The following is a 23,411-nucleotide window of genomic DNA, read 5'->3' as shown; positions in this document are numbered from 1 at the left end:
TGTAGGAGCGCGCTTGCCCGCGATGGCGATAGATCAGTAACGAATATTTCGCCTGATTTATCGCCATCGCGGGCAAGCGCGCTCCTACGGGGATTCCCAACTGTATGAGTAATCCCCCTTGGCCCATCCCGCCCAGCGTCGCTGGTATCCCCTGGTTTTTGCCATCGCCGCGTTGGTGCTCCTGCCCCTGAGCGTCCTGCTCTTCTCGTGGCAGACCATCGATCATGAAATCTGGTCCCACCTGTTGGAAACGCAAATGCCGCGCCTGCTGGGCAATACCCTGACGTTGGTGGTCGGCGTGGGGGTGGGTGTGACGATTCTGGGCGTGAGCCTGGCGTGGCTCACGGCACTGTGTGAATTCCCCGGACGGCGCTGGCTGGACTGGGCACTGATGTTGCCGTTCGCCATTCCCGCCTACGTGCTCGCGTTCGTGTTCGTTGGCCTGTTGGACTTCGCAGGTCCGCTGCAAACCCTGATGCGCGAGTGGTTCGGTACAGGCATCCGCTTCCCCCGCGTGCGCTCGACCGGCGGCGTCATCATCGTTCTGGTGTTGGTCTTCTATCCCTATGTCTATCTGCTGGCGCGCACGGCGTTTCTAGCCCAGGGCAAGGGCCTGATGGAAGCGGCGCGGATTCTCGGGCAGTCGCCGTGGCAGGCGTTCTGGCGCGTCGCGTTGCCAATGGCCAGACCTGCCGTTGGGGCAGGGGTTGCGTTGGCGCTGATGGAAACCCTGGCGGATTTTGGCGCTGTGTCAGTGTTCAATTTCGACACTTTTACCACCGCGATCTACAAGACCTGGTATGGCTTTTTCAGCCTGTCGAGTGCGGCGCAACTGGCCAGTCTGTTGCTGTTGGCGGTGATGCTCCTGCTGTACGGCGAACATCGAGCTCGAGGCGCGAGCCGTGCCAGCAACGAGCGGCCACGGGTCAAGGCGCTGTATCACTTGCAGGGCATCAAGGCGTTTGCGGCCACTTCCTGGTGTGGTCTGGTGTTCGCCTGCGCGTTCGTGGTGCCGTTGCTGCAATTAATCGTGTGGGTCTGGCAGCGTGGTCGCTTCGATCTGGATGAACGCTACACCGGCCTGATCCTGCACACCCTCTATCTCGGAGGGATCGCCGCACTGGTTACGGTGAGTGTGGCAATGATTCTGGTGTTTGCCCGTCGACTGGCGCCGACCCGTGCCATTCGTTCGGGCGTGAGCCTTGCAAACATTGGCTATGCGCTGCCGGGATCGGTGTTGGCGGTGTCGATCATGCTGGCGTTCAGTTACCTGGATCGAGAACTGGTGGTGCCATTGTCCAGTTGGCTGGGTGGCGCGGGCAGGCCGCTGCTGCTCGGGAGTCTGGCTGCATTGATTCTGGCGTATCTGGTTCGCTTCATCGCCGTGGCCTATGGACCCCTTGAAAATAGCCTGTCGCGAATTCGTCCTTCATTGCCCGAAGCGGCTCGCAGTCTGGGGGTCAGCGGGCCACGTTTGTTTTTCAGGATTTATCTGCCGCTGCTGATCCCGGGCACTCTTAGCGCCGCCTTGTTGGTGTTCGTCGATGTACTCAAGGAAATGCCGGCCACGCTGCTGATGCGCCCGTTTGGCTGGGACACTCTGGCGGTTCGGATCTTCGAAATGACCAGCGAAGGCGAGTGGGCGCGTGCCGCTTTGCCGGCGCTGACGTTGGTGATGGTCGGTTTACTACCGGTAATTGGCCTAATCAGACGTTCGGCCAGACCGATAGGCTAGGTGCGGGGTCATAACCTTGCGGCTACAATGCGCCGCAATCGATACGGTCTGTCAGACAATTCCGCAAATTTGCAAAGGTTTCACACCCCGAGTCACGGGGGATTTGCCGTTGTTTTGAGCGACTGTGTCTTCGCCACGCCCGGAAGGAGAAACCCATGGGACAGCGTACGCCCCTCTTTGACCTGCACCTCGCGCTCGGCGCGAAGCTGGTTGATTTTGGTGGTTGGGATATGCCATTGCACTACGGTTCACAAGTCGAAGAGCACCATCAGGTGCGCCGCGACTGTGGGATTTTCGATGTGTCGCACATGCATGTCCTCGACGTTTCAGGCAGTCAGGCCAAGTCCTGGTTGCAACATCTGCTGGCGAATGACGTCGGCCGATTGCAGCAAACGGGCCGCGCGCTCTACAGCGCGATGCTCGACACTCAAGGCGGCATCGTCGACGACATGATCGTCTACCTGACCGACGAGGGTTATCGATTGGTGGTCAACGCGGCCACCGGCGCCAAGGATCTGGCCTGGATGAATGCCCATCTCTGCGGTTTCGACGTGCGCCTGACTCATCGTTCCGAGTTGGCGATGCTCGCCATACAGGGGCCGCACGCCCGACAGAAGATCGCCGAACTGGTCACCCAGGCTCGCGCCGAACTTATCCACACCCTCCGTCCCTTCGAAGGTCAGCAGGAAGGCAACTGGTTCATTGCCCGCACCGGTTACACGGGGGAGGACGGTCTGGAAATCATCTTGCCTGCCGAACAAGCCTGCAGTTTTTTCAATGACATGGTGGGGGCCGGCATCTCGCCGATAGGGCTGGGTGCGCGTGACACCCTGCGTCTGGAAGCCGGCATGAATCTGTATGGCCAGGAAATCGACGAACAGGTGTCACCGCTGATCTCCAACATGGGGTGGACAATTGCGTGGGCGCCCGAAGACCGTGAATTCATAGGACGTGCAGCCCTGCAGGCTGAACGTGCGACAGGTATTGCCTCGAAGCTTGTAGGACTGGTCCTAGAAGAGCGAGGTGTTCTTCGCGCTCATCAGGTCGTCCGAATAGCGGAAGTTGGCGAAGGAGAGATCACCAGTGGTAGTTTCTCTCCTACGCTAAGCAAGTCGATTGCATTGGCGCGTGTGCCGATGGCGACCGCCGACCGTGCCGAGGTGGAAATTCGCGGCAAGTGGTACCCGGTCCGCGTGGTTCAGCCGACGTTCGTGCGTCATGGCAAGGCTCTGATTTAGAAGTGATTTAAAAAGCCAACCCTGGCGGGGTTTCTCCGCTGACCTGATGATGTAGAGAGGATAAAAACATGAGTGACATTCCCGCCGAACTGCGTTTTGCCGAGAGCCACGAGTGGGCAAAGCAAGAGGGTGATCTGATCGTTGTCGGTATTTCCGATCACGCGCAAGAAGCGCTGGGCGATGTGGTGTTCGTTGAGCTGCCGGAAATCGGCAAGGTCTTCGCCGCAGGCGATGCCGCCGGTGTGGTTGAGTCGGTGAAAGCCGCTTCCGATATCTACTCGCCGGTTGCCGGTGAAGTGGTCGAAGTCAATCAAGCGCTGGGCGATGCGCCGGAAGAACTGAACAACGCTCCGTACACTTCCTGGATCTTCAAGGTCAAACCAAGCAACGCGGCTGGCGACCTGGCCACACTGCTGGACGCTGCCGGTTACAAGGCTGCGATCGGCGAATAAGTCAGTACCCCTGTAGCAGCAAGGCTTGCCGGCAGTGACACATTCAAAGGCGCCGCCGCCGGCAAGCCGTGCTGCTACAGGGAGACCATCAATTACGATTTCGTCCGATACCGCGCGCGCCAGCCCGTCGTCCACACGGACCTTCGCACCTCCGTTCCCGATCCGTTGCGATTGGCCTGGATATCAGACATCGCCCGCATTCACAGCGAAGAACGCACCAGGAACAGTGGGAAACTATCTTCACGCCGAAAGAAAAATGCCGCTCGTAAGAGCGGCATTTTTCCAGCGTATGAAGTTTATTCTTCGGCCACGAGATTCTTCGCCAGAATCGCATTGGCCAGATCCATGTCCGAGGCTTTCAGGCCCGGATTGTCCTTGCGCACCTGATCCATAGCCGCTTCCAGATACGGGCCACGAATCGCGCCATTGCTGGCGACGTAGCTGCCGGCGTCATCCTGGGCCGCGACGATCAACTTGTGATGCCGGAAGGTCAGGTAGGTGGAGCCGGTGGTGGCGCCCGATGAAATGATGTCGCGCAGGAAGCCGTCGGCCATTGCTGAACCGATCGGCAGGGAAAGCAGAGCTAATGTGGCTACAGCAAGTTTTAGACGCATGACGGGGGTACTCCGACTTTGGTTGTTCTGAAATGATTTGATACGTCGCAGGCCGATCTAGTTCCATGCCCGCCCTTGCTCACACCACTTCCACCTTCAGAATGGCCCCGTCCTGGGCGATCACGCGGACCTGATTTCCCGCTGCTGTGTCTGGCCCCACCACCATCCAGACGCCGTCGCCAACCTTGATTTTTCCGCGTCCGCCGACGATGGCATCATGGACGACAAAGTTTCTGCCAATCAACTCCGAGCCGCGCATGTTCAAGCCGGGCTGATCGGATTTGCGCAACACGCTGCGCTGACGTCGCCACCAGTAGAGCGCGGTCAGCACCGACATAACGGCGAACAGTAGAAACTGCATTTCCCAGGACATGGCCGGGATGATGTACGTGAGAATGCCGACTCCCGCAGCAGCCACCCCGATCCAGAGCAGATAGCCGCCCGCGCCGAACACTTCAAGGATCAACAGTACGGTGCCCAGGCCCAGCCAATCCCAGAACGACAGGTCTTGCAGGTAGTCCCACATGGTCAGACTCGCTTGCCGGTATCGGGCCGGGTCTTGTCGAGCGGCCCTTTGTCGAAGGTGGCTTTGACGATTTCGCCGATGCCTCCAATAGCGCCGATCATCTGACTGGCCTCCAGCGGCATCAGGATGACTTTGCTGTTATTGGCCGAAGCCAGTTTGCCCAAGGCGTCGATGTACTTCTGCGCCACGAAATAGTTGATGGCCTGCACGTCACCGGCAGCGATTGCTTCGGACACCACCTGCGTTGCGCGGGCTTCGGCTTCGGCCTGACGCTCTCGCGCTTCGGATTCCAGAAACGCCGCCTGACGCTCGCCCTCTGCTTCCAGAATCTGTGCCTGCTTCTTGCCTTCGGCGGTCAGAATCGCCGAGGCGCGCGAGCCCTCGGCTTCCAGGATTTGCGCACGTTTGATCCGTTCGGCTTTCATTTGTCCTGACATGGCCGCCATCAGGTCAGCAGGCGGGCTGATGTCCTTGATTTCGATGCGCGTGATCTTGATGCCCCATGGCGCAGTAGCTTCATCAATGATGCGCAGCAAACGCTCGTTGATGCCGTCGCGCTGGCTGAGCATGGCATCCAGTTCCATGGAGCCAAGCACGGTGCGGATGTTGGTCTGCAGCAGATTGCGAATCGCGTGTTGCAGATTGTTCACTTCATAGGCCGCCTGAGCGCAATTGACCACCTGATAGAAGCACACTGCGTCGATCTGCACGGTGGCGTTATCGGAAGTGATGACCTCCTGCGGCGGGATGTCGAGTACGGTTTCCATCATGTTGATCTTGTGCCCTATACGGTCCATCACCGGCACGATGATGTTCAGCCCGGGCTTCAACGTGTTGGTATAGCGACCGAAGCGTTCGACGGTCCATTGGTACCCTTGGGGCACGACCTTGAAACCCATGAACACGATGGCGATCGCCAACGCGACGAACAGTAAAACCACACTACCGATTTGCATAACCTGTCCCTGTTGGTGGGTGCTGATGAATGAACGATCCGGCAGAGCGTACGTTTACCAGAACTCGCACTGTGAATATTTCTTGTATCAAAAAAGCTCATCCGTTCCGAAGCCGTTCCTCGAATCTGTAGCAGTCCGGCTTGCCGGCGGTGACGTCCTTCAAACCGCCACCGCCGGCATGCCGGACTGCTACAGAGGGGCTAAGGCGAGAGCCTCGTTAAAGAATAGCTCGCGCATCAGGTTGAAGATCGTGGTCTTCACAGCCGTGTCGAGCGAAGTCCATACAAGGCCGGTGGCTGTCCGGTAATCACCTAACTCCAGCGGCCGCGCAATCACCCCTGGTGGCAGTGCCCTTGCGGCATTGATCGGCAGCAATCCAATGCCCAACCCGGCCGCCACCAGCGCCAGCATCGTGGTGAATTCGCCCAGTTCGTCTGCCACGTCCAGCTTGCCGCCTTGCTCGGTGATCGCTCTGAGCAGACTGTCGTGAAAGCCCGCTGCATAACGCCGTGCCAGCATCAGTACAGGCAAATGTGCGAGCGCCTTGGCCTCGATGATGGGTTGTCCAGCGAGGGGATGATCGGCAGGCAGTGCGACGATGACCGATTCGTGCAGTACAACCTGTGTCTGGACCCCGGCATGGGGGGCGGGCAGGCGCATCAGGCCGAAGTCCAGTTGCCCGCTCTTCAGCGCCTGAACCTGATCGGGCCCCGGCATGTCCTTGAGCTCCAGCTCGATGCCGGGGAAGCGCTGGTGGGCCTCTCGAATCAGCGTTGGCAGCAACTCTGGCAGCACCGAGGAAACAAACCCAAGTCGAATTCGCCCGGTTTCTCCACGTCCCAACCCGCGCGCTACATCGGCAGAGTGTTGCGCCTGATGCAGCGTTGCCTGCGCCTCCTTGAGAAACAACCGACCTACGTCCGTGAGCGTCACGCAGTGACGATTTCGATCCAGCAGCCGAACGCCGAGCCACGCCTCCAGCGCTTTGATCTGCATGCTCAGAGCGGGCTGCACGATCGCGAGACGTTGTGCGGCACGCCCGAAATGCAGTTCCTCGGCCAGGGTGACAAAGGCCCGCAAATGCTTGAGCTCCAAGGAGGCCTCCGTAGTGATCAAAAATCGTGATCAACCTATCATGAATGACCATTGGACGATGAGCGTCGTCCGCGCTGAAGTACGTGCTCGTCAAGATACTGGGCTTTGGTGCGGTTTATCACGATGGATGATCCGACGTCGGCCGCAGAAGAGAGGGGAGTTCATATGGCTGTTCTGGAAAGCTTCCGCCTGGACGGAAGAACTGCACTGATCACCGGCTCTAGCGCAGGGATCGGCCTTGCCATCGCCCGAGGGTTGGCGGAGGCGGGCGCCAGGGTCGTGCTCAACGGGCGAACGGCAGACACGCTGCAATCAGCGGCGGCAGTGTTGGCCGCCGAGGGCCATGACGTCCACGCTCAATGCTTCGATGTCACCGACAGCGCGGCGGTCAGCGCCGCCGTGCAGGACATCGAGCAACGCGTGGGACCGCTGGAAATTCTGGTCAACAATGCCGGCATTCAGCGTCGCGGACCGCTGGCCGATTTCAACGAAGCGGACTGGCACGAGTTGATGCGGTCCAATCTCGACAGCGCCTTTTTCGTCGGTCAGGCCGTGGCTCGTTGCATGATTCCTCGCGGCCGTGGGCGCATCATCAACATCTGCTCCGTCCAGAGTGAGCTCGGTCGTCCTGGAATAGCACCGTATACCGCAAGCAAGGGCGCGTTGAAGATGCTGACCAAAGGCATGGCGATCGACTGGGGCCCCCATGGTCTAAACGTCAATGGCATCGGACCTGGCTATTTCAAGACCGAGTTGAACGCCGCACTGGTGGCCAATCCCGAATTCAGCGACTGGCTGGTCCAGCGTACGCCGAGCCGCCGCTGGGGCGAAGTGTCTGAACTCAAGGGCGCCGCAGTCTTCCTGGCCTCCGATGCTGCGAGCTTCGTCAACGGCCACATCCTTTACGTCGACGGCGCCATCACGGCGTCGCTGTAATCCGGAGAACCTTCATGCAAGCCATCGTCTGCCACGCCCCTAAAGACCTTCGCGTCGAACCCGAGGCACACGTTCCTGCGCTGGCCGCCGGCCAGTTGCGCGTGCGGGTTGCGAGGGGCGGTATCTGCGGCTCCGATCTGCACTACTACCAGCACGGCGGTTTCGGCGCCGTTCGCCTGAAGGAACCGATGGTGCTGGGTCATGAAATCTCTGCCGTGATCGAAGAAGTCGGCGACCCGCAACAGGGTTTCAGTGTCGGTCAGCGTATTTCGGTTTCACCGTCACGTCCTTGTGGCGGTTGCAAGTTCTGTCACCAAGGCATGCCCAATCATTGCCTGAACATGCGGTTCTACGGCAGCGCGATGCCATTTCCGCACATTCAGGGCGCGTTTCGCGAAACGCTGGTGATCGATGCCAGTCAGGCGCATGTGTTGGCGCCGACGACCACGCTGGCCGAGGGTGCACTGGCCGAACCGCTGTCGGTCGGACTGCATGCGATCCAGCGCGCTGGCGGTGTGTTCGGCAAGCGGGTGCTGGTAACGGGCTGCGGCCCGATTGGCAATCTGTTGATTGGCAGTTTGAAAGCGGCGGGGGCATTGCAGATCGTCGCTGCAGACTTGAGTGACAGTGCGCTTGTGTGTGCTCGTCGCATGGGCGCCAGCGAAACCCACAACCTTAAAAACGAGCCTCAAGCGTTGGCGCGCTACACCGTTGAGAAAGGGCATTTCGACGTGATGTTCGAAGCGTCCGGCAGTGCCCAGGCGCTGCGCGATGGCCTGACCTGCGTTCGTCCCCGCGGGATCGTGGTGACCGTCGGGCTCGGTGGTGATGTCTCGATTCCCCTGAATCTGGTGGTGGGCAAGGAAATCGATTTGCGTGGCACGTTCCGCTTTCATCCCGAATTCGCACAGGCGGTGGATCTACTCAATCGTAAGGTGATCGACGTCACGCCGGTGATTTCCCACACCTTTCCATTCAATGAAGCGGTGCAGGCGTTCGAGTTGGCGGGGGACAAGCAGCAGGCGATGAAGGTAGTGCTGGATTTTGGGGTGAAGGATTTGTAAGTCGAAGTCGGACCGCTACAGGGGAATTTCCACAAACGCTGGAGCATGTAGGAGCGAGCTTGCCCGCGATGGCGGAGTGTCAGGCGAATAATTCGTCCTGACCCACCGCCTCGCGGGCAAGCGCGCTCCTACAACAGACCGGTAATGCGTCCCTCACCGCTGCTCACTCTGCGGCGTCACCCGCAGGACTTCCTCGACCGTCGTCAAGCCCGCCGCGACTTTCTGTGCGCCCGACAGGCGCAGACTGCGCATGCCATCCTTGAAGCCCTGCCGACGCAGGGCCGTGAGGTCCAGGTCCGCCGTGATCAGCGATTTCACCGCATCGGACATCAGCATGATCTCGTACACGCCGGCGCGTCCGCGATAGCCGGTATCCCGGCATTCCGCGCAACCCACTGCCTGATGCGCACCGCTGGGCACGGGCGCCTGCCAAGGCCGCGTCAGGGTCTGCCAGTCGGCTTCGTCGATCTCCATCGGCGCCTTGCAATGCGAACATAGCGTACGCACCAGACGCTGCGCCATCACCCCGAGAATGGTCGCCTTGAGCAAATAATGCGGTACTCCCAATTCCAGTAGTCGGCTGATCGCGCTAGGCGCATCGTTGGTGTGCAGCGTCGAGAGCACCAAGTGACCGGTGAGTGCTGCCTGGATCGCCATTTCAGCGGTCGCCAGGTCACGAATCTCCCCGATCATGATGATGTCCGGATCCTGCCGCATCAGTGCACGCACGCCGCTTGCGAAGGTCAGGTCGATGTTGTGCTGCACCTGCATCTGATTGAACGCAGGCTCCACCATTTCGATCGGGTCCTCGATGGTGCAGAGGTTCACCTCCGAGGTCGCCAGCTTTTTCAGAGTGGTGTACAGCGTGGTGGTCTTGCCGGAACCGGTCGGTCCCGTCACCAGAATGATGCCGTTGGGTTGATGGGTCATGCCTTCCCAGCGGCGCAGGTCATCGCCTGAGAAACCCAGTTGGTCGAAATCCTTGAGCAGCACTTCCGGGTCGAAGATCCGCATCACCATCTTCTCGCCGAATGCTGTGGGCAAGGTCGACAGACGCAACTCCACTTCACCACCATCGGGGGTCTTGGTCTTGACCCGACCGTCCTGAGGCTTGCGCTTCTCGGCTACGTTCATGCGCCCCAGGCTTTTCAGGCGGCTGGTGACTGCCATGGTGACCTGGGGCGGGAATTGATAAACGTTGTGCAACACGCCGTCGATGCGAAAACGCACGGTTCCCGCCTCTCGACGAGGCTCGATGTGAATGTCGCTGGCCCGCTGCTGATAGGCGTACTGGAAGAGCCAGTCGACGATGTTGACGATATGCGCATCGTTGGCGTCCGGCTCCTGATCGCTGGCGCCGAGCTTGAGCAACTGCTCGAAATTGCCCATGTTGCTGACTTTTTGATCAGTTGCACTGGCACCACTCACCGATTTCGCCAGTCGGTAGAACTCGACGGCCAGTTTTTGCACGTCAACCGGATTGGCGACCACGCGCTTGATCGGCATCTTCAGCACATGCATCAGATCGGCTTCCCACGCCTTGACGTAGGGCTGGGCGCTGGCGATGGTCACCGCATCGCGGTCCACTGCAACCGCCAGTATCTTGTGACGCTGGGCGAAAGCATAAGACATCAGGGGCGTAACGGCCGCCACGTTGATCTTCAGCGGGTCAATGCGCATATACGGCTGACCTGCTTGCTCGGCCAGCCAGGCGGTGAGGGTTTCCAGGTCGAGCTTCTTGCCCGCGCGGTTGTGATTATCGAACTGCTGAGCGGAAATGAATTCGAGCGGATGGATTTGCAGATTTTGTGCGGTACGGCGCAGGGTCAATGCGTATTCGGCATTGTCCTGATCGAGGTAGCCCTGCGTGACGAGATCACGCAGGATTTCATTCAGATCCAGCCAGCGGTCCTGGGATGATGAGGCGAGGACAGACATGCAGGCTCCTTCGGACGAGACGGCTTACTTCGTGAGTAAGCAAGAGTAGTCCCAAGCGTGCCAGTTGTTGCGTCCTGCAGGTAGTGAAGCATTGCCAATATTTTCCACGTAATCAACCGACCGCCAGCGAGACGGGCTCGGATAGGACGTGGAAATCGCCGATCGGTTCCAGATCCACTGTGCAGACACTGATCAAATTGCGCATTTTTTCACCAATCACCTGGGCGCGATGCCAGGTCATGCCATCGACTTCCACCTCGATCATCAACATGCCTTCCTGTTGTAACACGCTGACTTGCTGCGGGATCAGGTACTGCATCGCGAACAGGTTCAGCACCCGGCAAATCAAGTCTGGCTCGGCTTCGGCAAGAATCTGAAAGCGTGACCGGCAATGGGCGTTGCTGACAGACCAGGCGTCGGGGCGAAGCGGGGCAGAGCAGACTGATTCGATATGCGACATGCTGAACTCTCCTGTTTTCGTCGGCCGCATTCAGTGCGGCGGCGAGCTGTTTGAGTAAGAGAGAGTTTTACATGGGAAAAAAGAAATTTCTGATCCATGATCGAGTGGTTTACTCTTTTTTCGACTTGTTGATGCTGGATATCCATTTTTCAGGAATAACTTATGCAAATCGAATTGGATACCTATGATCGCAGGATCCTCGCGTTGCTCCAGGAGGACGCTTCGTTGTCCAGCGCGCAGATCGCCGAGCAGGTCGGGCTTTCCCAATCGCCTTGCTGGCGCAGGATTCAGCGGTTGAAAGATGAAGGCGTGATTCGGCGACAGGTGACGCTGCTTGATCGCAAGAAGATCGGGCTCAATACGCAGATCTTCGCCGAGGTGAAACTGAACGCCCACGGCCGCTCCAACTTCACGGAATTCACTGAGGCAATTCGCGGATTTCCGGAGGTATTGGAGTGTTATGTGTTGATGGGGTCGGTGGATTTTCTGCTGCGCATCGTCACGCCGGACATCGAAGCGTATGAGCGGTTCTTCTTCGAGAAACTGTCGCTGGTGCCAGGGATTCAGGAGGTCAATTCGACCGTTGCTCTGTCGGAAATCAAATCGACGACGAGTTTGCCGATCGTTCGCTGAGCGCATCCATTGTGCGCCGAATGGGATCTGTAAATCACATCCGTATCCCTGTAGCAGTCCGGCTTACCGGCGGTAGCGATCTCAAGGGCGCCATCGCCGAAGAGCCAGACTGCTACAGGTAATGCAGCGCTGCTTAAATCTTCAGCAAGGTCTTCCACGCCCGGCTTTGCAGCACGGTGATGGTCTGCTGCACGCGGGCTTCGAGGATCTCGTCGGTGATATCCAGGTGCGCCAGCTCTTCAAGCTTGTTCATCTCGCCGTACAGACGATCCAGCTCCGGCAGTTCCAGTGTCTGACGCGCGTAATGCAGCCAGACCTGAATACGCTCGATGCGCGGGAGTTGTTCGGCCAGATCCTCAGGCTGTTGCTGATAACGCGCCAGATTCAACGCGGTGGCTTCGTCGCCAAGGAAGCGCGGCACCCAACTGCTGAGCATCGCATTGCCCTGACGATTGCCACGGTTGTTACGCTCGACAGTCCAGCTGCGCTCCATCAGCCAGCGCGAGGTGGTCAGCGAGAACAGGCCCCAGCGCGGGTCTTCAAGCTCTTCGATGAACTGCTCGTGAGCGGCAGCCCGGACATCGCCATCTTCCTTGCCGGCCTGAACCAGCGTCCGCCAGTCTTCGAGCAGTGCGTCCAGCGCAGCGCGCAGGTCGTGGGTGGTGGCCCTTGGCGCAGCCTGACCGAGACTGCCGGTCAATGCACGCAACTCGGCGAGGACTTCGACCCATTCCTGCAACAGGCTCCAGTGGCCGTTGAAACGGTATTGCTCGGCCAGGCGCTGACTGCTGCCCAGTAGATACCAGGCCAGGGCGCTGTAAGCGTCGTCGACGGAGGTCTCGGCGTGCATTTCCGGAACCGGCAATTTGACCGAGTAGCTGCTGGCGTCGAACAGGCGATAGCCACGCTCGGCCTTGCTGATGTCGCAAGGCATCAACGGCAGCTTTTCCGCCAGTTCGGCGGCCAGCTCCAGCAATGCGGCAGGCTCGCCTTCACGCAGTTCCAGCTCCAGTTCGCAAATTTCTTCTTTCTGTTTGCCGACGATGACGTTGCCCAGATCCAGTGCAGCCTCGATCACTACCTTGGACTTGCCGCGACCCCAGGCAATTTCGGCCTTTTCACGGACGAAATCGGTGGTGAACAGTGGCTTGATGGTTTTCTTGTCCAAGTCCGCCAGTTGCTCGGGCCAGCATTCGCCGTCGAGCTTTTTGAGGTCCAGCTTGGCCTTGGGCACATCCCAGTTGTACTCGTTGCGCTCGGACAAGCCTGCCACGCTCTGGCCTCGGGTCTTGAGCGTCTGGATGATCGCGTCGCCATCACGGCGCAGGCGCAGGGCGACCTTGGCGTGAGCGAGTTCGCGTTCGGGGGTGTCGAAGTACTGGTTGAACAGCTCCAGCCGCTCCCAGCCACTTTTGTTGCGCTTTTTCAGCAACGGATGCTCGCGCAGGGCAATGAGGGTTTCGCGGCTGACGCGGAGTTTGATTTCGGTTTCTTTCTGCATGGCCGGGAATCCAGGCGCTCTATCGCTGATAAACGGGGGGCGCAGCCGGAATCGACACAGCTGCGTGGGTCGTGCAGTGTACAGGACATCACCCTGGACGGTTTATTCCTGCTGTCGAATCACCCTATGATGGTTCGCGTGTCGTACCTGTACCGAGGAGTCGCCCATGCCGTTACCGTCCATGAAAGACCAGTTCGCGGCCCTGATCGCCGCACCTTCGGTGAGTTGTACGCAACCTTCGCTGGATCAATCCAATCGCGGGGTCATCGATCTGCTCGCCGGTTGGCTTGGCGACCTGGGTTTTGCCTGCGACATCCAGCAGGTCAGTCCCGGCAAGTTCAATCTGGTGGCGACTTACGGCACAGGGCCCGGCGGTCTGGTGCTGTCCGGCCATAGCGACACCGTTCCCTACGACGATGCACTGTGGAAAACCGATCCCCTGAAGTTGACGGAGGTCGACGGCAGGTGGGTAGGACTTGGCAGTTGCGACATGAAGGGGTTTTTCGCACTGGCCATCGAGGCCTTGCAGCCCTTGCTGGATAAACCTTTCAAGCAGCCGTTGATCATTCTGGCGACCTGCGACGAAGAAAGCTCGATGTCCGGTGCCAAAGCTCTGGCCGCTGCTGGCGGTACCCTCGGCAGGGCGGCGGTGATTGGCGAACCCACTGGCTTGAAGCCGATTCGCCTGCACAAAGGCGTGATGATGGAGCGAATCGAGATTCTCGGACGCAGTGGCCATTCGTCTGACCCAAGCCTTGGCCACAGCGCCCTGGAGGCCATGTACGACGCTATTGGTGCGCTTAAGAATCTGCGTCAACAGTGGCAGGAAAAATACCGCAATCCGCAGTTCAGCGTCCCGGCGCCCACCATGAACTTCGGCTGCATTCATGGCGGCGATAACCCCAATCGAATTTGCGGTCAGTGTTCGCTGGAGTTTGACCTGCGGCGGTTGCCGGGTATGGACCCGGAGATGCTGCGCTCGGCGATTCGGCAGAAGTTGCAACCGCTGGCAGAGTTGCACCAGGTGAAGATCGATTACGCGCCGTTGTTCTCTGAAGTCGCACCCTTCGAACAGAGCGCCGATGCGGAACTGGTTCGCGTTGCCGAGCGTCTGACAGGTCATACGGCTGAAGCAGTGGCATTTGGCACCGAAGCGCCTTATCTTCAGCGCCTTGGTTGCGAGACGATTGTGCTGGGACCCGGCGACATTGCCTGTGCGCACCAGCCGGGCGAGTATCTCGAAATGTCACGTTTACAACCTACAGTGCGTCTATTGCGTCAGTTGATCGAACATTACTGCCTGACTCCCGAATGAGTCGGCGTCAGCCCAGAAGGAGAGTACGCGTGTTGCGATGCCTGTTCCGACGATAAAGCTCATGCCGTTGTGAGTGCTTTCATCCTTCGTCCATTTCTTGCAGGCTCTTTCGGATATGCCCGATTACGTCAATTGGCTCCGCCACGCGTCTCCCTACATCAATGCCCACCGGGATTGCACCTTCATCGTCATGCTCCCGGGCGACGGCGTTGAGCATCCCAATTTCGGCAACATCGTCCACGACCTCGTGCTGTTACACAGCCTGGGTGTTCGTCTGGTGCTGGTCCACGGATCCCGTCCGCAGATCGAAAGCCGCCTGGAAGCGCGGGGGATCACCCCGCATTTCCACCGCGAACTGCGGGTAACCGACTCTGGCACCCTCGAATGCGTAATCGATGCCGTGGGTGCACTGCGCATCGCTATCGAAGCGCGCCTGTCGATGGACATGGCCGCCTCGCCGATGCAGGGTTCGCGGCTGCGTGTGACCGGCGGCAACTTCGTGACAGCGCGCCCCATTGGCGTGCTCGAAGGCGTCGATTATCAGCACACTGGCGAAGTGCGGCGGATCGACCGCAAGGGTATCAATCGTCTGCTCGACGAGCGTTCGATCGTGCTGCTGTCGCCGCTGGGCTACTCGCCTACCGGTGAAATTTTCAACCTCGCCTGCGAAGACGTCGCCACCCGCGCCGCCATCGACCTGGGTGCGGAAAAATTGCTGTTGTTCGGCGCCGAGTCCGGTCTGCTCGACGAGCAAGGCCGGCTGGTCCGTGAACTGCGCCCGCAGCAGGTCCCGGCGCACCTTCAGCGGCTGGGCAACAACTATCAGGCCGAATTGCTGGATGCGGCTGCGCAGGCTTGTCGTGGCGGTGTAGCCCGCAGTCACATCGTCAGTTACGCCGAAGATGGTGCACTGCTGTCCGAGCTGTTCACCCGGGCCGGTGGCGGCACGCTGGTCGCTCAGGAACAGTTCGAACTGGTTCGCGAGGCGTCGATCGGTGACGTTGGGGGCTTGATCGACCTGATTACGCCGCTGGAAGAGCAGGGCATTCTGGTGCGCCGTTCCCGTGAGGTACTGGAGCGCGAAATCGAGCAGTTCAGTGTGGTCGAGCGCGAAGGGCTGATCATTGCCTGCGCGGCGTTGTACCCGATTGCCGATTCCGAGGCGGGCGAGCTGGCGTGTCTGGCGGTGAATCCGGAGTACCGTCACGGCGGGCGCGGGGATGAGCTGCTGGAGCGCATCGAGGAGCGCGCGCGGGCGCAGGGCTTGAAGACGTTGTTCGTACTCACGACGCGCACGGCCCACTGGTTTCGTGAGCGCGGTTTTGAGCCAAGCAGCGTCGACCGCCTGCCGAGTGCGCGAGCATCGCTTTACAACTATCAGCGTAATTCCAAGATTTTCGAGAAGGCGATCTGAGCCGGGGGTTTTCCGGCTTTTGATTCTGGCCGGAGGCCGTGGGAGCCTGGCTTGCCAGCGATCTGCCGGGCACCGGCAGCCAACCCGGTCAACGCGCAGCATCTTATGGAAGTGTCGGCAGATCTTGCTGCCGGTGCCCGGCAGATCGCCTGCAAGCAGGGCTCCCACGGCCCTGGGCCAGAATCAAAAGCAGAAGGCGCCGTGTCAGTAAATGGCGCGGCGCCTTTTGATCAGTTACTGATCGCCAGAATGCTCGCCTGATAAGCGCCGACGAAGGTATCGAAATCCACGGGCTCTTCGGTCTGTTCCATTTCGGACTGCTGAGCCAGCGACTCGCGCGCTTTGGTTTCAAAGTTCGCTTGATCTTCAGTGCTCAGCGGGCGGCTGCGGAAGTAATCGGCGTGCACCTGAGCCTGACGCATCGAGAACGCGGTGAAGCCTTCCTTGTGTTCGGTCATGGCTGCCAGCACTTGGGCCGACGGCGTCAGCGATGAATCGGCCACTTTCGCACGCTGAACGACCAGCGACTTGGCGTGCTCGTCGATACCTTGGCTCCGATCCAGCAGATCGACGATAGGCGCGATCTTGTCCAGCAACTCATTGGCCCATTCTTTCAGGTCAATGGTCGTGGTGTTACGGCTCAGTTGCAGTCCAGGGCGACGACCTTCCTTGACCACGGTCAAGAAATTGCTGCTGGCGTTGCCGCATTCGCAGTCGGCCAGTTGGGGGCTTTCCTGCAAGGCGCAGAACAGAATGAACGCATCGATGAAACGCGACTGCTGCAGATCGATACCGACGGGCAGGAACGGGTTGATGTCCAGGCAGCGCACTTCTACATACTGCACGCCACGGGCCATCAGCGCCTGAATCGGACGCTCGCCCGAGTAGGTGACGCGCTTGGGACGAATCGTCGAGTAGTACTCGTTCTCGATCTGCAGCACGTTGGTGTTGAGCTGAATCCACTCGCCATCTTTATGCGTGCCGATCTCGACGTAGGGCGCGTAAGGCGTTGCCACCGCTTTGCGCAAGCTGTCAGTGTAAGTCAACAGATCGTTGTAACACGGGGTCAGATCGGCTTGTGCGTTGCTCTGATAACCCAGGTCGCTCATCCGCAGGCTGGTGGCATAGGGTAGATACAGCGTGTCAGCGTCGAACTGTTCGAGCTGGTGCGAGCGGCCGCGCAGGAAGCTGGCGTCCAGCGCTGGCGAGGCGCCGAACAGGTACATCAGCAGCCAGCTGTAGCGGCGGAAATTGCGGATCAGGCCAATGTAGCTTTCGGACTGGAAATCGCGGTCGCTGCCTTCGAAGGCTTCGGTCTGCTTGAGCACGGGCCAGATCGCTTCCGGCAACGAAAAATTGTAGTGAATGCCGGCAATGCATTGCATCGTCTTGCCATAACGCAGGGCCAGGCCCTGGCGATACACATACTTGAGCTTCCCGATGTTCGAGGTGCCGTAATAGGCAATCGGGATGTCTTCTTCGGCCGGCAGAGGGCACGGCATCGAAGGACTCCAGATGTACTCGCTGCCCAGCTTGCTGTAGGCGAAGCGATGGATCTTCTCCAGGCTGTCCAGTGTTTCGGCCGGATTGTTCAGCGCCGGAGTGATGAACTCCAGCAGCGACTCGGAATAATCGGTGGTGATCTGCTCGTTGGTCAGTGCAGATCCCAAAGCCTCGGGGTGCGGGGTCTGGGCCAGGCGACCTTCGCCTGTAACGCGCAGGCATTCACGCTCGATACCGTGCAAGCACTTCTCCAGAAGGGAGAGGTGTGAGTGCTCGCCGAGCAAGGCCAGGCGGCGGTTGAGAAGTTCGCTCAAGTTGGATTCCTTCACGCGTCAGTCGGCCCTATATGGGGGCGATATGGCGGTCTACAAGGGTGAAGAAAGGAACTGGCGTTTTCGCCTCGTTTTTGGTCCTAACGCCGATGCCCGTCGCTAATCATTCCCACAAGGCGGTCATGTACGAACTGCCAGAAAATTTCGACACTGATACACAGTGTCGAAACTAACTCATATCCCTGTCTGACAGCTAGACGATCGCGAACGTGCCTTGTGCTTTTGCGACCAGTTTGTCGTCCTGGCGCACTTCGGCTTCGACCACCAGCGTACGGCGCCCGGCATGCAGCACAGTGCCGATGCAGGTGACTTCGCCGTCCGCAACGCCACGCACGTAGTTGATCTTGCATTCCACGGTCACGCTCTGCTTGTCGAAACCGTGGGAGCTGGAGCACGCCAGCCCCATGGCGATATCGACCAGACTGAACAGCGCGCCGCCATGCATGACGTTGCCGCGATTGCGCAGGTGTGGCTCCAGCGCCAGCGTGACTTCAGCGACGCCGTCGCCCAATCGCACCAGCTTGCAGCCCAGGGTTTTGAAATAGGCACTCTCGGTCAGGCCTTGCGGAATATCCATCAGCGCTTCTTCAGTTGCTTGGCGTTGGCGAACAGCGAAGCCATGGCGTTGTTGGCCGGCGCTGCCGTTGCGGTTTCTTTGCGTGGCGCGCTGCTCTGCTGCTGGCGCGGGGCCGAGCCAGGGCGGGCACCACGGGCACCGTCGATTTTCTCGCCTGGCGTGTCACTCATACGCATCGACAGGCCCACGCGTTTGCGCGGGATGTCGACTTCCATGACCTTCACCTTGACCACATCACCGGCCTTCACCGCTTCGCGTGGATCCTTGATGAACTTCTCGGAAAGCGCAGAGATATGCACCAGACCATCCTGATGTACGCCAATGTCGACGAATGCGCCGAAGTTGGTCACGTTGGTCACGACGCCTTCGAGGATCATGCCCAATTGCAGGTCTTTGAGGTCTTCGACGCCATCCTGGAACTCGGCGGTCTTGAATTCCGGGCGCGGGTCACGGCCCGGCTTTTCGAGTTCTTGAATGATGTCGGTCACGGTCGGCAGACCGAAGGTCTCGTCGGTGAATTTCTTCGGATCCAGACGCTTGAGGAAGCCGGTATCGCCGATCAGCGAACGAATGTCGCGGTCGGTTTGAGCTGCAATACGCTGCACCAGCGGATAGGCCTCAGGGTGAACGGCAGACGAATCCAGCGGATTGTCGCCGTTCATCACGCGCAGGAAACCTGCGGCCTGTTCGAAGGTTTTTTCACCCAGACGCGCGACTTTCTTGAGCGCTGCGCGCGTTTTGAAAGCGCCGTTCTCGTCGCGATGGGTGACGATATTCTGCGCCAGCGTGGTGTTCAGGCCGGAAATGCGGGCCAGCAACGCGACCGAGGCGGTATTGACGTCCACGCCCACGGCGTTCACGCAGTCCTCGACCACGGCGTCCAGGCCGCGTGCCAGCTTGAGCTGGGACACATCGTGCTGGTACTGGCCGACCCCGATGGACTTGGGATCGATTTTCACCAGCTCGGCGAGTGGATCCTGCAGGCGGCGGGCGATGGACACCGCGCCACGGATCGACACGTCCAGTTCCGGGAATTCCTTGGCAGCCAGTTCGGATGCCGAGTACACCGAGGCACCGGCTTCCGAGACCATGACCTTGGTCATTTTCAGACCTGGGTACTTTTTGATCAGTTCGGCGGCAAGCTTGTCGGTTTCGCGGCTGGCGGTGCCATTACCGATGGCGATCAGATCGACCGAGTGCTTGGCGCAGAGCGCGGCCAACACGGCGATGGTCTGGTCCCACTGGTTTTTCGGAACGTGCGGGTAAACCGTGGCGTAGTCCAGCAGTTTGCCGGTTGCATCGACCACGGCGACCTTGCAGCCGGTCCGCAGGCCAGGGTCAAGACCCAGCGTGGCGCGTGGACCAGCAGGTGCGGCCAGCAGCAAGTCATGCAGATTGTGCGCGAAAACGTTGATCGCTTCGGTCTCGGCGCCGTCGCGCAGCTCGCCCAGCAGATCGGTTTCCAGATGGGAGTAGAGCTTGACCTTCCAGGTCCAGCGCACGACTTCGGCCAGCCATTTGTCCGCCGGGCGATTCTGATTCTGCAAGCCGAAACGCTCGCTGATCATCATTTCGCACGGGTGCAGCGTGCCCGGCAGTTCTTCGCCAACTTTCAGTGCAGAACTCAGGATGCCTTCGTTGCGACCACGGAAAATCGCGAGGGCGCGGTGCGACGGCATGCTCTTGAGCGGCTCGTCGTGTTCGAAGTAGTCACGGAACTTGGCGCCTTCTTCTTCCTTGCCAGCCACGACACGCGCGCTGATCACAGCTTCCTGCTTGAGGAAACTGCGCAGTTTCTCCAGCAGGGTAGCGTCTTCGGCGAAGCGCTCCATGAGGATGTACTTGGCGCCTTCGAGAACGGCCTTGACGTCGGCAAAGCCTTTTTCGGCGTTGACGAAGCGTGCGGCTTCGGTCTCGGGTGTCAGGCTCGGGTCGCCGAACAGGCCGTCGGCCAGCTCGCCGAGGCCGGCTTCCAGGGCGATCTGGCCCTTGGTGCGGCGTTTCTGTTTGTAGGGCAGGTACAAGTCTTCGAGGCGGGTCTTGGTGTCGGCGAGCTTGATGTCGCGCGCCAGTTCCGGGGTCAGCTTGCCTTGCTCTTCGATGCTGGCAAGGATGCTGATGCGGCGCTCATCGAGCTCGCGCAGGTAGCGCAGGCGCTCTTCCAGATGACGCAGTTGCGTGTCATCGAGGCTGCCAGTCACTTCTTTACGGTAGCGAGCGATGAAGGGCACCGTTGAGCCTTCATCCAGTAGCGCGACGGCCGCTTCGACCTGTTGCGGGCGGACACCGAGTTCCTCGGCGATGCGGCTGTTGATACTGTCCATAAAACCACCTGGCAAATGTGTGTGCAAAAAATCAGCTGCTGGCGAACCGCCGCAAGCAAGTGTTGCCTGACCTTGAGGGCGGCGCATTATACCCAGTGAACCCCGATTAGGGGATCGCCCTGTCAGTTGCCCGTAACGCCTCGTGCAATCATCGCCAGGCGATGCCCGAAGCCGCGAAGCAGAGCGCCAGTGGCAGTACAGGAAAAATCTGCTAACAATGCACACGGTGCGCATCACAGCAGCTACGCCATAATGCGCGCCGAGATCAAAGGAGCTTCCAATGAGCAGCACTGCACAAACGGCTGAAGGCGAAAAAATCCTCATCGTCGACGATGACCCGGGCCTGAGCAGCCTGTTAGAACGTTTTTTCACCAGCAAGGGCTATCGCGCCCGGGCCGTGGCCAACGTGGAGCAAATGGACCGGCTGTTGGCGCGCGAAGTATTTCACCTCGTGGTGCTCGATTTGATGCTGCCAGGCGAAGACGGCCTGTCCGCCTGCCGCAGACTGCGTGCGGCGAACAATCAGGTGCCGATCATCATGCTCACCGCCAAAGGCGATGAGCTGAGCCGCATCAAGGGGCTGGAACTCGGTGCAGACGATTACCTGGCCAAGCCTTTCAACCCCGATGAGTTGATGGCCCGCGTCAAAGCCGTGCTGCGTCGTCAGTCGGCCCCCGTGCCCGGCGCGCCTGCGAGCGAAGACGAAACCGTCACCTTCGGCGAGTACGAACTGTCTCTGGCGACTCGCGAGCTCAAGAAGGGCGATGAAGTGCACATGCTCACCACCGGTGAATTCGCTGTGCTCAAGGCTCTGGTGATGCACGCGCGCGAACCGCTCACCCGCGACAAACTGATGAACCTGGCCCGTGGCCGCGAATGGGATGCGCTGGAACGCTCGATCGACGTGCAGATCTCCCGTCTGCGCCGTCTGATCGAAGTGGACGCCGCCAAGCCGCGCTACATCCAGACGGTATGGGGCGTGGGTTATGTGTTCGTACCGGATGGTGCCAGCAAGCAGTAACAGCAAGTCGACAGATGCTTGCGGGGGCGCTTCGCAGGCCTGCATACGCCAGCCAGTCACCTCGATATACCGGAAGGTAGCGTCGGTGTGACTGGTTTTGCTGTCTATCGCCATCCGCGAAATCTTGCGAGCCCGCCTCGCTCCTGCAAAGTGTGTAGCTGCTGTTATGAAGACACCGCTCTGGTTCCCGCAAAGCTTTTTCTCCCGCACGCTCTGGCTGGTGCTTATCGTCGTCCTGTTTTCCAAGGCGCTGACCCTGGTTTATCTGTTGATGAACGAAGACGTACTGGTGGACCGCCAATACAGCCACGGTGTTGCCCTGACCTTGCGGGCCTATTGGGCCGCCGATGAAAGCGACAGGCAGACCATCGCCGACGCCGCCGGCCTGATCCGCGTGGTCGGTGGCGGAGTTCCGGAGGGCGAGCAGCACTGGCCTTATTCGGAAATCTACCAGCGGCAGATGCAGGCAGAGCTCGGCGCGGACACTGAAGTGAGGCTGCGAGTCCACGCCCCGCCAGCCTTGTGGGTTCGCGCGCCGAGTCTGGGCGATGGCTGGTTGAAGGTTCCTCTGTATCCACATCCTCTTCGCGGCCAGAAAATCTGGAGCGTGCTGGGATGGTTCCTGGCGATCGGTCTGCTTTCCACGGCGTCGGCGTGGATCTTCGTCAGCCAGCTCAATCAACCGCTCAAACGTCTTGTTTTTGCTGCCCGCCAGTTGGGGCAAGGTCGCAGCGTGCGCTTGCCAGTGAGCGATACACCGAGCGAAATGACCGAGGTGTATCGCGCGTTCAACCAGATGGCAGAAGACGTCGAACAGGCGGGGCAAGAGCGGGAGCTGATGCTTGCAGGCGTATCCCATGACCTGCGTACGCCGCTGACGCGACTGCGTCTGTCACTGGAGTTGATGCCAGTGGACAACGAGTTCATGGAAGGCATGGTGCGGGATATCGAGGACATGGATGCAATCCTCGATCAGTTTCTGGCGTTCATCCGCGACGGGCGTGACGAGGAGGTCGAGGAAGTTGATCTGGTCGATTTGGTCCACGAAGTCGTGGCGCCGTACAACAGCCCGGTCGAGCAGGTGCGGCTGTGCCTGGAGTCAATCCCACCCTTCCCCTTGCGTCGCGTTTCCATGAAGCGTCTGCTCAACAATCTCATCGGCAATGCAATGCACCACGCCGGCGACGGTGTCGAAGTTGCGGCGTATGTCTCCGGCGACAGCGGTGCTCCTTATGTCGTGCTCAGCGTTCTGGACCGTGGCATGGGTATCGACCCATCGGAACTGGAAGGCATCTTCAACCCGTTCACCCGCGGCGACCGTGCCCGCAGTGGAAAAGGGACGGGACTGGGCCTGGCAATCGTCAAGCGGATTGCTGCAATGCACGGCGGCAATGTCGAACTGCGCAACCGCTCTGGAGGCGGGCTTGAGGCGCGGGTGCGTTTGCCTCTCGGGCTGCTATTGCCCAGAGACGCGGATTAGCGGCACGACATGATCTTCTGTAGCAGTCCGGCTTGCTGGCGGCGGCGCCCTTGAAATCGCTCCGCCGGCAAGCCGGACTGCCACAGGTCATGCGTACGTCTCGTGAATCGTGACTGAATGAATCAACCCTTCCCCTTGGTCCGTGTCATATGCGGCCCGCCGTTTTTCTCGATGTACTGAATGATCATCCCGGCCACGTCTTTGCCGGTCGTGGTCTCGATGCCTTCCAGACCTGGGGACGAATTCACTTCCATCACCAACGGACCGTGATTGGAGCGCAGGATGTCCACACCCGCG

At 59.8% G+C, this 23,411-nt stretch carries 20 protein-coding genes and 1 pseudogene; 10 read left to right on the top strand and 11 right to left on the bottom strand.

Annotated elements, in window-relative coordinates; genetic code table 11:
• Window positions 1-118 precede the first annotated feature (118 nt).
• From D3M70_RS23795 to gcvH, 3 genes are all read left to right on the top strand, one after another.
• Window positions 119-1,735 carry an iron ABC transporter permease gene (locus tag D3M70_RS23795; RefSeq protein WP_120128057.1) on the top strand — a complete coding sequence of 539 codons (1,617 nt, stop codon included), beginning with the start codon at window positions 119-121 and terminating at the stop codon, window positions 1,733-1,735.
• Window positions 1,736-1,890: 155 nt separating this feature from the next.
• A complete protein-coding gene (gene gcvT / locus D3M70_RS23790; protein ID WP_120128056.1) occupies window positions 1,891-2,973 on the top strand; it encodes a glycine cleavage system aminomethyltransferase GcvT in 1,083 nt (360 codons plus the stop codon).
• Window positions 2,974-3,041: 68 nt separating this feature from the next.
• Entirely contained in the window at window positions 3,042-3,425 is a 384-nt protein-coding gene (gene gcvH, locus D3M70_RS23785) for a glycine cleavage system protein GcvH (RefSeq protein WP_120128055.1), read from the top strand.
• A 296-nt stretch (window positions 3,426-3,721) separates the two neighbouring features.
• Here the strand turns inward: gcvH and D3M70_RS23780 are convergent, their stop codons facing one another.
• From D3M70_RS23780 to D3M70_RS23765, 4 genes are all read right to left on the bottom strand, one after another.
• Window positions 3,722-4,039 carry a DUF2388 domain-containing protein gene (locus tag D3M70_RS23780; RefSeq protein WP_120128054.1) on the bottom strand — a complete coding sequence of 106 codons (318 nt, stop codon included), beginning with the start codon at window positions 4,037-4,039 and terminating at the stop codon, window positions 3,722-3,724.
• 79 nt (window positions 4,040-4,118) lie between these two features.
• Window positions 4,119-4,565 carry an NfeD family protein gene (locus D3M70_RS23775; RefSeq protein ID WP_120128053.1) on the bottom strand — a complete coding sequence of 149 codons (447 nt, stop codon included), beginning with the start codon at window positions 4,563-4,565 and terminating at the stop codon, window positions 4,119-4,121.
• 2 nt (window positions 4,566-4,567) lie between these two features.
• Entirely contained in the window at window positions 4,568-5,521 is a 954-nt protein-coding gene (locus D3M70_RS23770; protein WP_120128052.1) for an SPFH domain-containing protein, read from the bottom strand.
• A gap of 189 nt (window positions 5,522-5,710) precedes the next feature.
• Complete coding sequence (locus D3M70_RS23765; RefSeq protein ID WP_120128051.1) at window positions 5,711-6,616, bottom strand: LysR family transcriptional regulator; 906 nt, start codon at window positions 6,614-6,616, stop codon at window positions 5,711-5,713.
• A gap of 165 nt (window positions 6,617-6,781) precedes the next feature.
• Here D3M70_RS23765 and D3M70_RS23760 point away from each other — a divergent pair, with 165 nt between their 5' ends.
• A complete protein-coding gene (locus D3M70_RS23760; RefSeq protein ID WP_120128050.1) occupies window positions 6,782-7,552 on the top strand; it encodes a glucose 1-dehydrogenase in 771 nt (256 codons plus the stop codon).
• A gap of 14 nt (window positions 7,553-7,566) precedes the next feature.
• Complete coding sequence (locus D3M70_RS23755; protein ID WP_120128049.1) at window positions 7,567-8,616, top strand: L-idonate 5-dehydrogenase; 1,050 nt, start codon at window positions 7,567-7,569, stop codon at window positions 8,614-8,616.
• A 153-nt stretch (window positions 8,617-8,769) separates the two neighbouring features.
• On the opposite strand, the gene D3M70_RS23750 is transcribed toward D3M70_RS23755, so the two are convergent.
• Both D3M70_RS23750 and D3M70_RS23745 read right to left on the bottom strand, forming a co-directional pair.
• The gene (locus D3M70_RS23750) at window positions 8,770-10,554 is read right to left on the bottom strand and encodes a GspE/PulE family protein (RefSeq protein WP_120128048.1); all 1,785 of its coding nucleotides are present in this window, start codon (window positions 10,552-10,554) and stop codon (window positions 8,770-8,772) included.
• Window positions 10,555-10,666: 112 nt separating this feature from the next.
• Complete coding sequence (locus D3M70_RS23745) at window positions 10,667-11,014, bottom strand: hypothetical protein (protein ID WP_120128047.1); 348 nt, start codon at window positions 11,012-11,014, stop codon at window positions 10,667-10,669.
• Between the two features lie 162 nt (window positions 11,015-11,176).
• On the opposite strand from D3M70_RS23745, the gene D3M70_RS23740 reads away from it, so the two are divergent.
• Window positions 11,177-11,647 carry an Lrp/AsnC family transcriptional regulator gene (locus D3M70_RS23740; protein ID WP_120128046.1) on the top strand — a complete coding sequence of 157 codons (471 nt, stop codon included), beginning with the start codon at window positions 11,177-11,179 and terminating at the stop codon, window positions 11,645-11,647.
• A 133-nt stretch (window positions 11,648-11,780) separates the two neighbouring features.
• On the opposite strand, the gene D3M70_RS23735 is transcribed toward D3M70_RS23740, so the two are convergent.
• A complete protein-coding gene (locus D3M70_RS23735) occupies window positions 11,781-13,148 on the bottom strand; it encodes an inorganic triphosphatase (protein WP_120128045.1) in 1,368 nt (455 codons plus the stop codon).
• A 166-nt stretch (window positions 13,149-13,314) separates the two neighbouring features.
• Between D3M70_RS23735 and argE the strand changes: the two genes are divergently transcribed.
• Both argE and argA read left to right on the top strand, forming a co-directional pair.
• Window positions 13,315-14,463 (top strand): acetylornithine deacetylase, encoded by a 1,149-nt coding sequence (gene argE, locus D3M70_RS23730; protein ID WP_120128044.1) that lies wholly within the window; start codon window positions 13,315-13,317, stop codon window positions 14,461-14,463.
• 115 nt (window positions 14,464-14,578) lie between these two features.
• Complete coding sequence (argA, locus tag D3M70_RS23725) at window positions 14,579-15,877, top strand: amino-acid N-acetyltransferase (protein ID WP_120128043.1); 1,299 nt, start codon at window positions 14,579-14,581, stop codon at window positions 15,875-15,877.
• 230 nt (window positions 15,878-16,107) lie between these two features.
• Here the strand turns inward: argA and gshA are convergent, their stop codons facing one another.
• The 3 genes from gshA to D3M70_RS23710 all read right to left on the bottom strand — a co-directional run bounded on the left by gshA (window position 16,108) and on the right by D3M70_RS23710 (window position 20,613).
• On the bottom strand, window positions 16,108-17,694 hold the full coding sequence (gene gshA, locus D3M70_RS23720) for a glutamate--cysteine ligase (protein WP_165869870.1): 1,587 nt from the start codon (window positions 17,692-17,694) through the stop codon (window positions 16,108-16,110).
• Between the two features lie 211 nt (window positions 17,695-17,905).
• On the bottom strand, window positions 17,906-18,289 hold the full coding sequence (locus D3M70_RS23715) for a PaaI family thioesterase (protein ID WP_120128041.1): 384 nt from the start codon (window positions 18,287-18,289) through the stop codon (window positions 17,906-17,908).
• The gene (locus tag D3M70_RS23710; RefSeq protein ID WP_120128040.1) at window positions 18,289-20,613 is read right to left on the bottom strand and encodes a Tex family protein; all 2,325 of its coding nucleotides are present in this window, start codon (window positions 20,611-20,613) and stop codon (window positions 18,289-18,291) included. Before D3M70_RS23710 ends, D3M70_RS23715 begins: the two co-directional genes overlap by 1 nt.
• Window positions 20,614-20,893: 280 nt before the next feature.
• On the opposite strand from D3M70_RS23710, the gene ompR reads away from it, so the two are divergent.
• Entirely contained in the window at window positions 20,894-21,634 is a 741-nt protein-coding gene (gene ompR, locus D3M70_RS23705; protein WP_120128039.1) for a two-component system response regulator OmpR, read from the top strand.
• Window positions 21,635-21,800: 166 nt separating this feature from the next.
• Window positions 21,801-23,114 carry an ATP-binding protein gene (locus tag D3M70_RS23700; protein WP_120128038.1) on the top strand — a complete coding sequence of 438 codons (1,314 nt, stop codon included), beginning with the start codon at window positions 21,801-21,803 and terminating at the stop codon, window positions 23,112-23,114.
• Window positions 23,115-23,236: 122 nt separating this feature from the next.
• On the opposite strand, the pseudogene D3M70_RS33630 reads toward D3M70_RS23700, so the two are convergent.
• A pseudogene (locus D3M70_RS33630) lies at window positions 23,237-23,411 on the bottom strand (30S ribosomal protein S6--L-glutamate ligase); the annotation flags it as partial.

This window comes from Pseudomonas sp. LS-2 (assembly GCF_003605735.1).
Lineage (GTDB): Bacteria > Pseudomonadota > Gammaproteobacteria > Pseudomonadales > Pseudomonadaceae > Aquipseudomonas.
Note: the sequence above shows the minus strand (reverse complement) of the source record. Positions and strands in the feature narration are given on the sequence as shown.

Excerpts from the sequence above, each read along its gene's own strand:
- gcvH (WP_120128055.1), top strand. The coding sequence starts at position 3,042 with ATGAGTGACATTCCCGCCGAACTGCGTTTTGCCGAGAGCCACGAGTGG.
- D3M70_RS23745 (WP_120128047.1), bottom strand. The coding sequence starts at position 11,014 with ATGTCGCATATCGAATCAGTCTGCTCTGCCCCGCTTCGCCCCGACGCC.
- D3M70_RS23775 (WP_120128053.1), bottom strand. The coding sequence starts at position 4,565 with ATGTGGGACTACCTGCAAGACCTGTCGTTCTGGGATTGGCTGGGCCTG.
- ompR (WP_120128039.1), top strand. The coding sequence starts at position 20,894 with ATGAGCAGCACTGCACAAACGGCTGAAGGCGAAAAAATCCTCATCGTC.
- D3M70_RS23715 (WP_120128041.1), bottom strand. The coding sequence starts at position 18,289 with ATGGATATTCCGCAAGGCCTGACCGAGAGTGCCTATTTCAAAACCCTG.
- D3M70_RS23770 (WP_120128052.1), bottom strand. The coding sequence starts at position 5,521 with ATGCAAATCGGTAGTGTGGTTTTACTGTTCGTCGCGTTGGCGATCGCC.
- D3M70_RS23755 (WP_120128049.1), top strand. The coding sequence starts at position 7,567 with ATGCAAGCCATCGTCTGCCACGCCCCTAAAGACCTTCGCGTCGAACCC.
- D3M70_RS23750 (WP_120128048.1), bottom strand. The coding sequence starts at position 10,554 with ATGTCTGTCCTCGCCTCATCATCCCAGGACCGCTGGCTGGATCTGAAT.
- argA (WP_120128043.1), top strand. The coding sequence starts at position 14,579 with ATGCCCGATTACGTCAATTGGCTCCGCCACGCGTCTCCCTACATCAAT.
- D3M70_RS23780 (WP_120128054.1), bottom strand. The coding sequence starts at position 4,039 with ATGCGTCTAAAACTTGCTGTAGCCACATTAGCTCTGCTTTCCCTGCCG.
- argE (WP_120128044.1), top strand. The coding sequence starts at position 13,315 with ATGCCGTTACCGTCCATGAAAGACCAGTTCGCGGCCCTGATCGCCGCA.
- gcvT (WP_120128056.1), top strand. The coding sequence starts at position 1,891 with ATGGGACAGCGTACGCCCCTCTTTGACCTGCACCTCGCGCTCGGCGCG.
- D3M70_RS23700 (WP_120128038.1), top strand. The coding sequence starts at position 21,801 with ATGAAGACACCGCTCTGGTTCCCGCAAAGCTTTTTCTCCCGCACGCTC.
- D3M70_RS23735 (WP_120128045.1), bottom strand. The coding sequence starts at position 13,148 with ATGCAGAAAGAAACCGAAATCAAACTCCGCGTCAGCCGCGAAACCCTC.
- D3M70_RS23710 (WP_120128040.1), bottom strand. The coding sequence starts at position 20,613 with ATGGACAGTATCAACAGCCGCATCGCCGAGGAACTCGGTGTCCGCCCG.
- D3M70_RS23740 (WP_120128046.1), top strand. The coding sequence starts at position 11,177 with ATGCAAATCGAATTGGATACCTATGATCGCAGGATCCTCGCGTTGCTC.
- D3M70_RS23760 (WP_120128050.1), top strand. The coding sequence starts at position 6,782 with ATGGCTGTTCTGGAAAGCTTCCGCCTGGACGGAAGAACTGCACTGATC.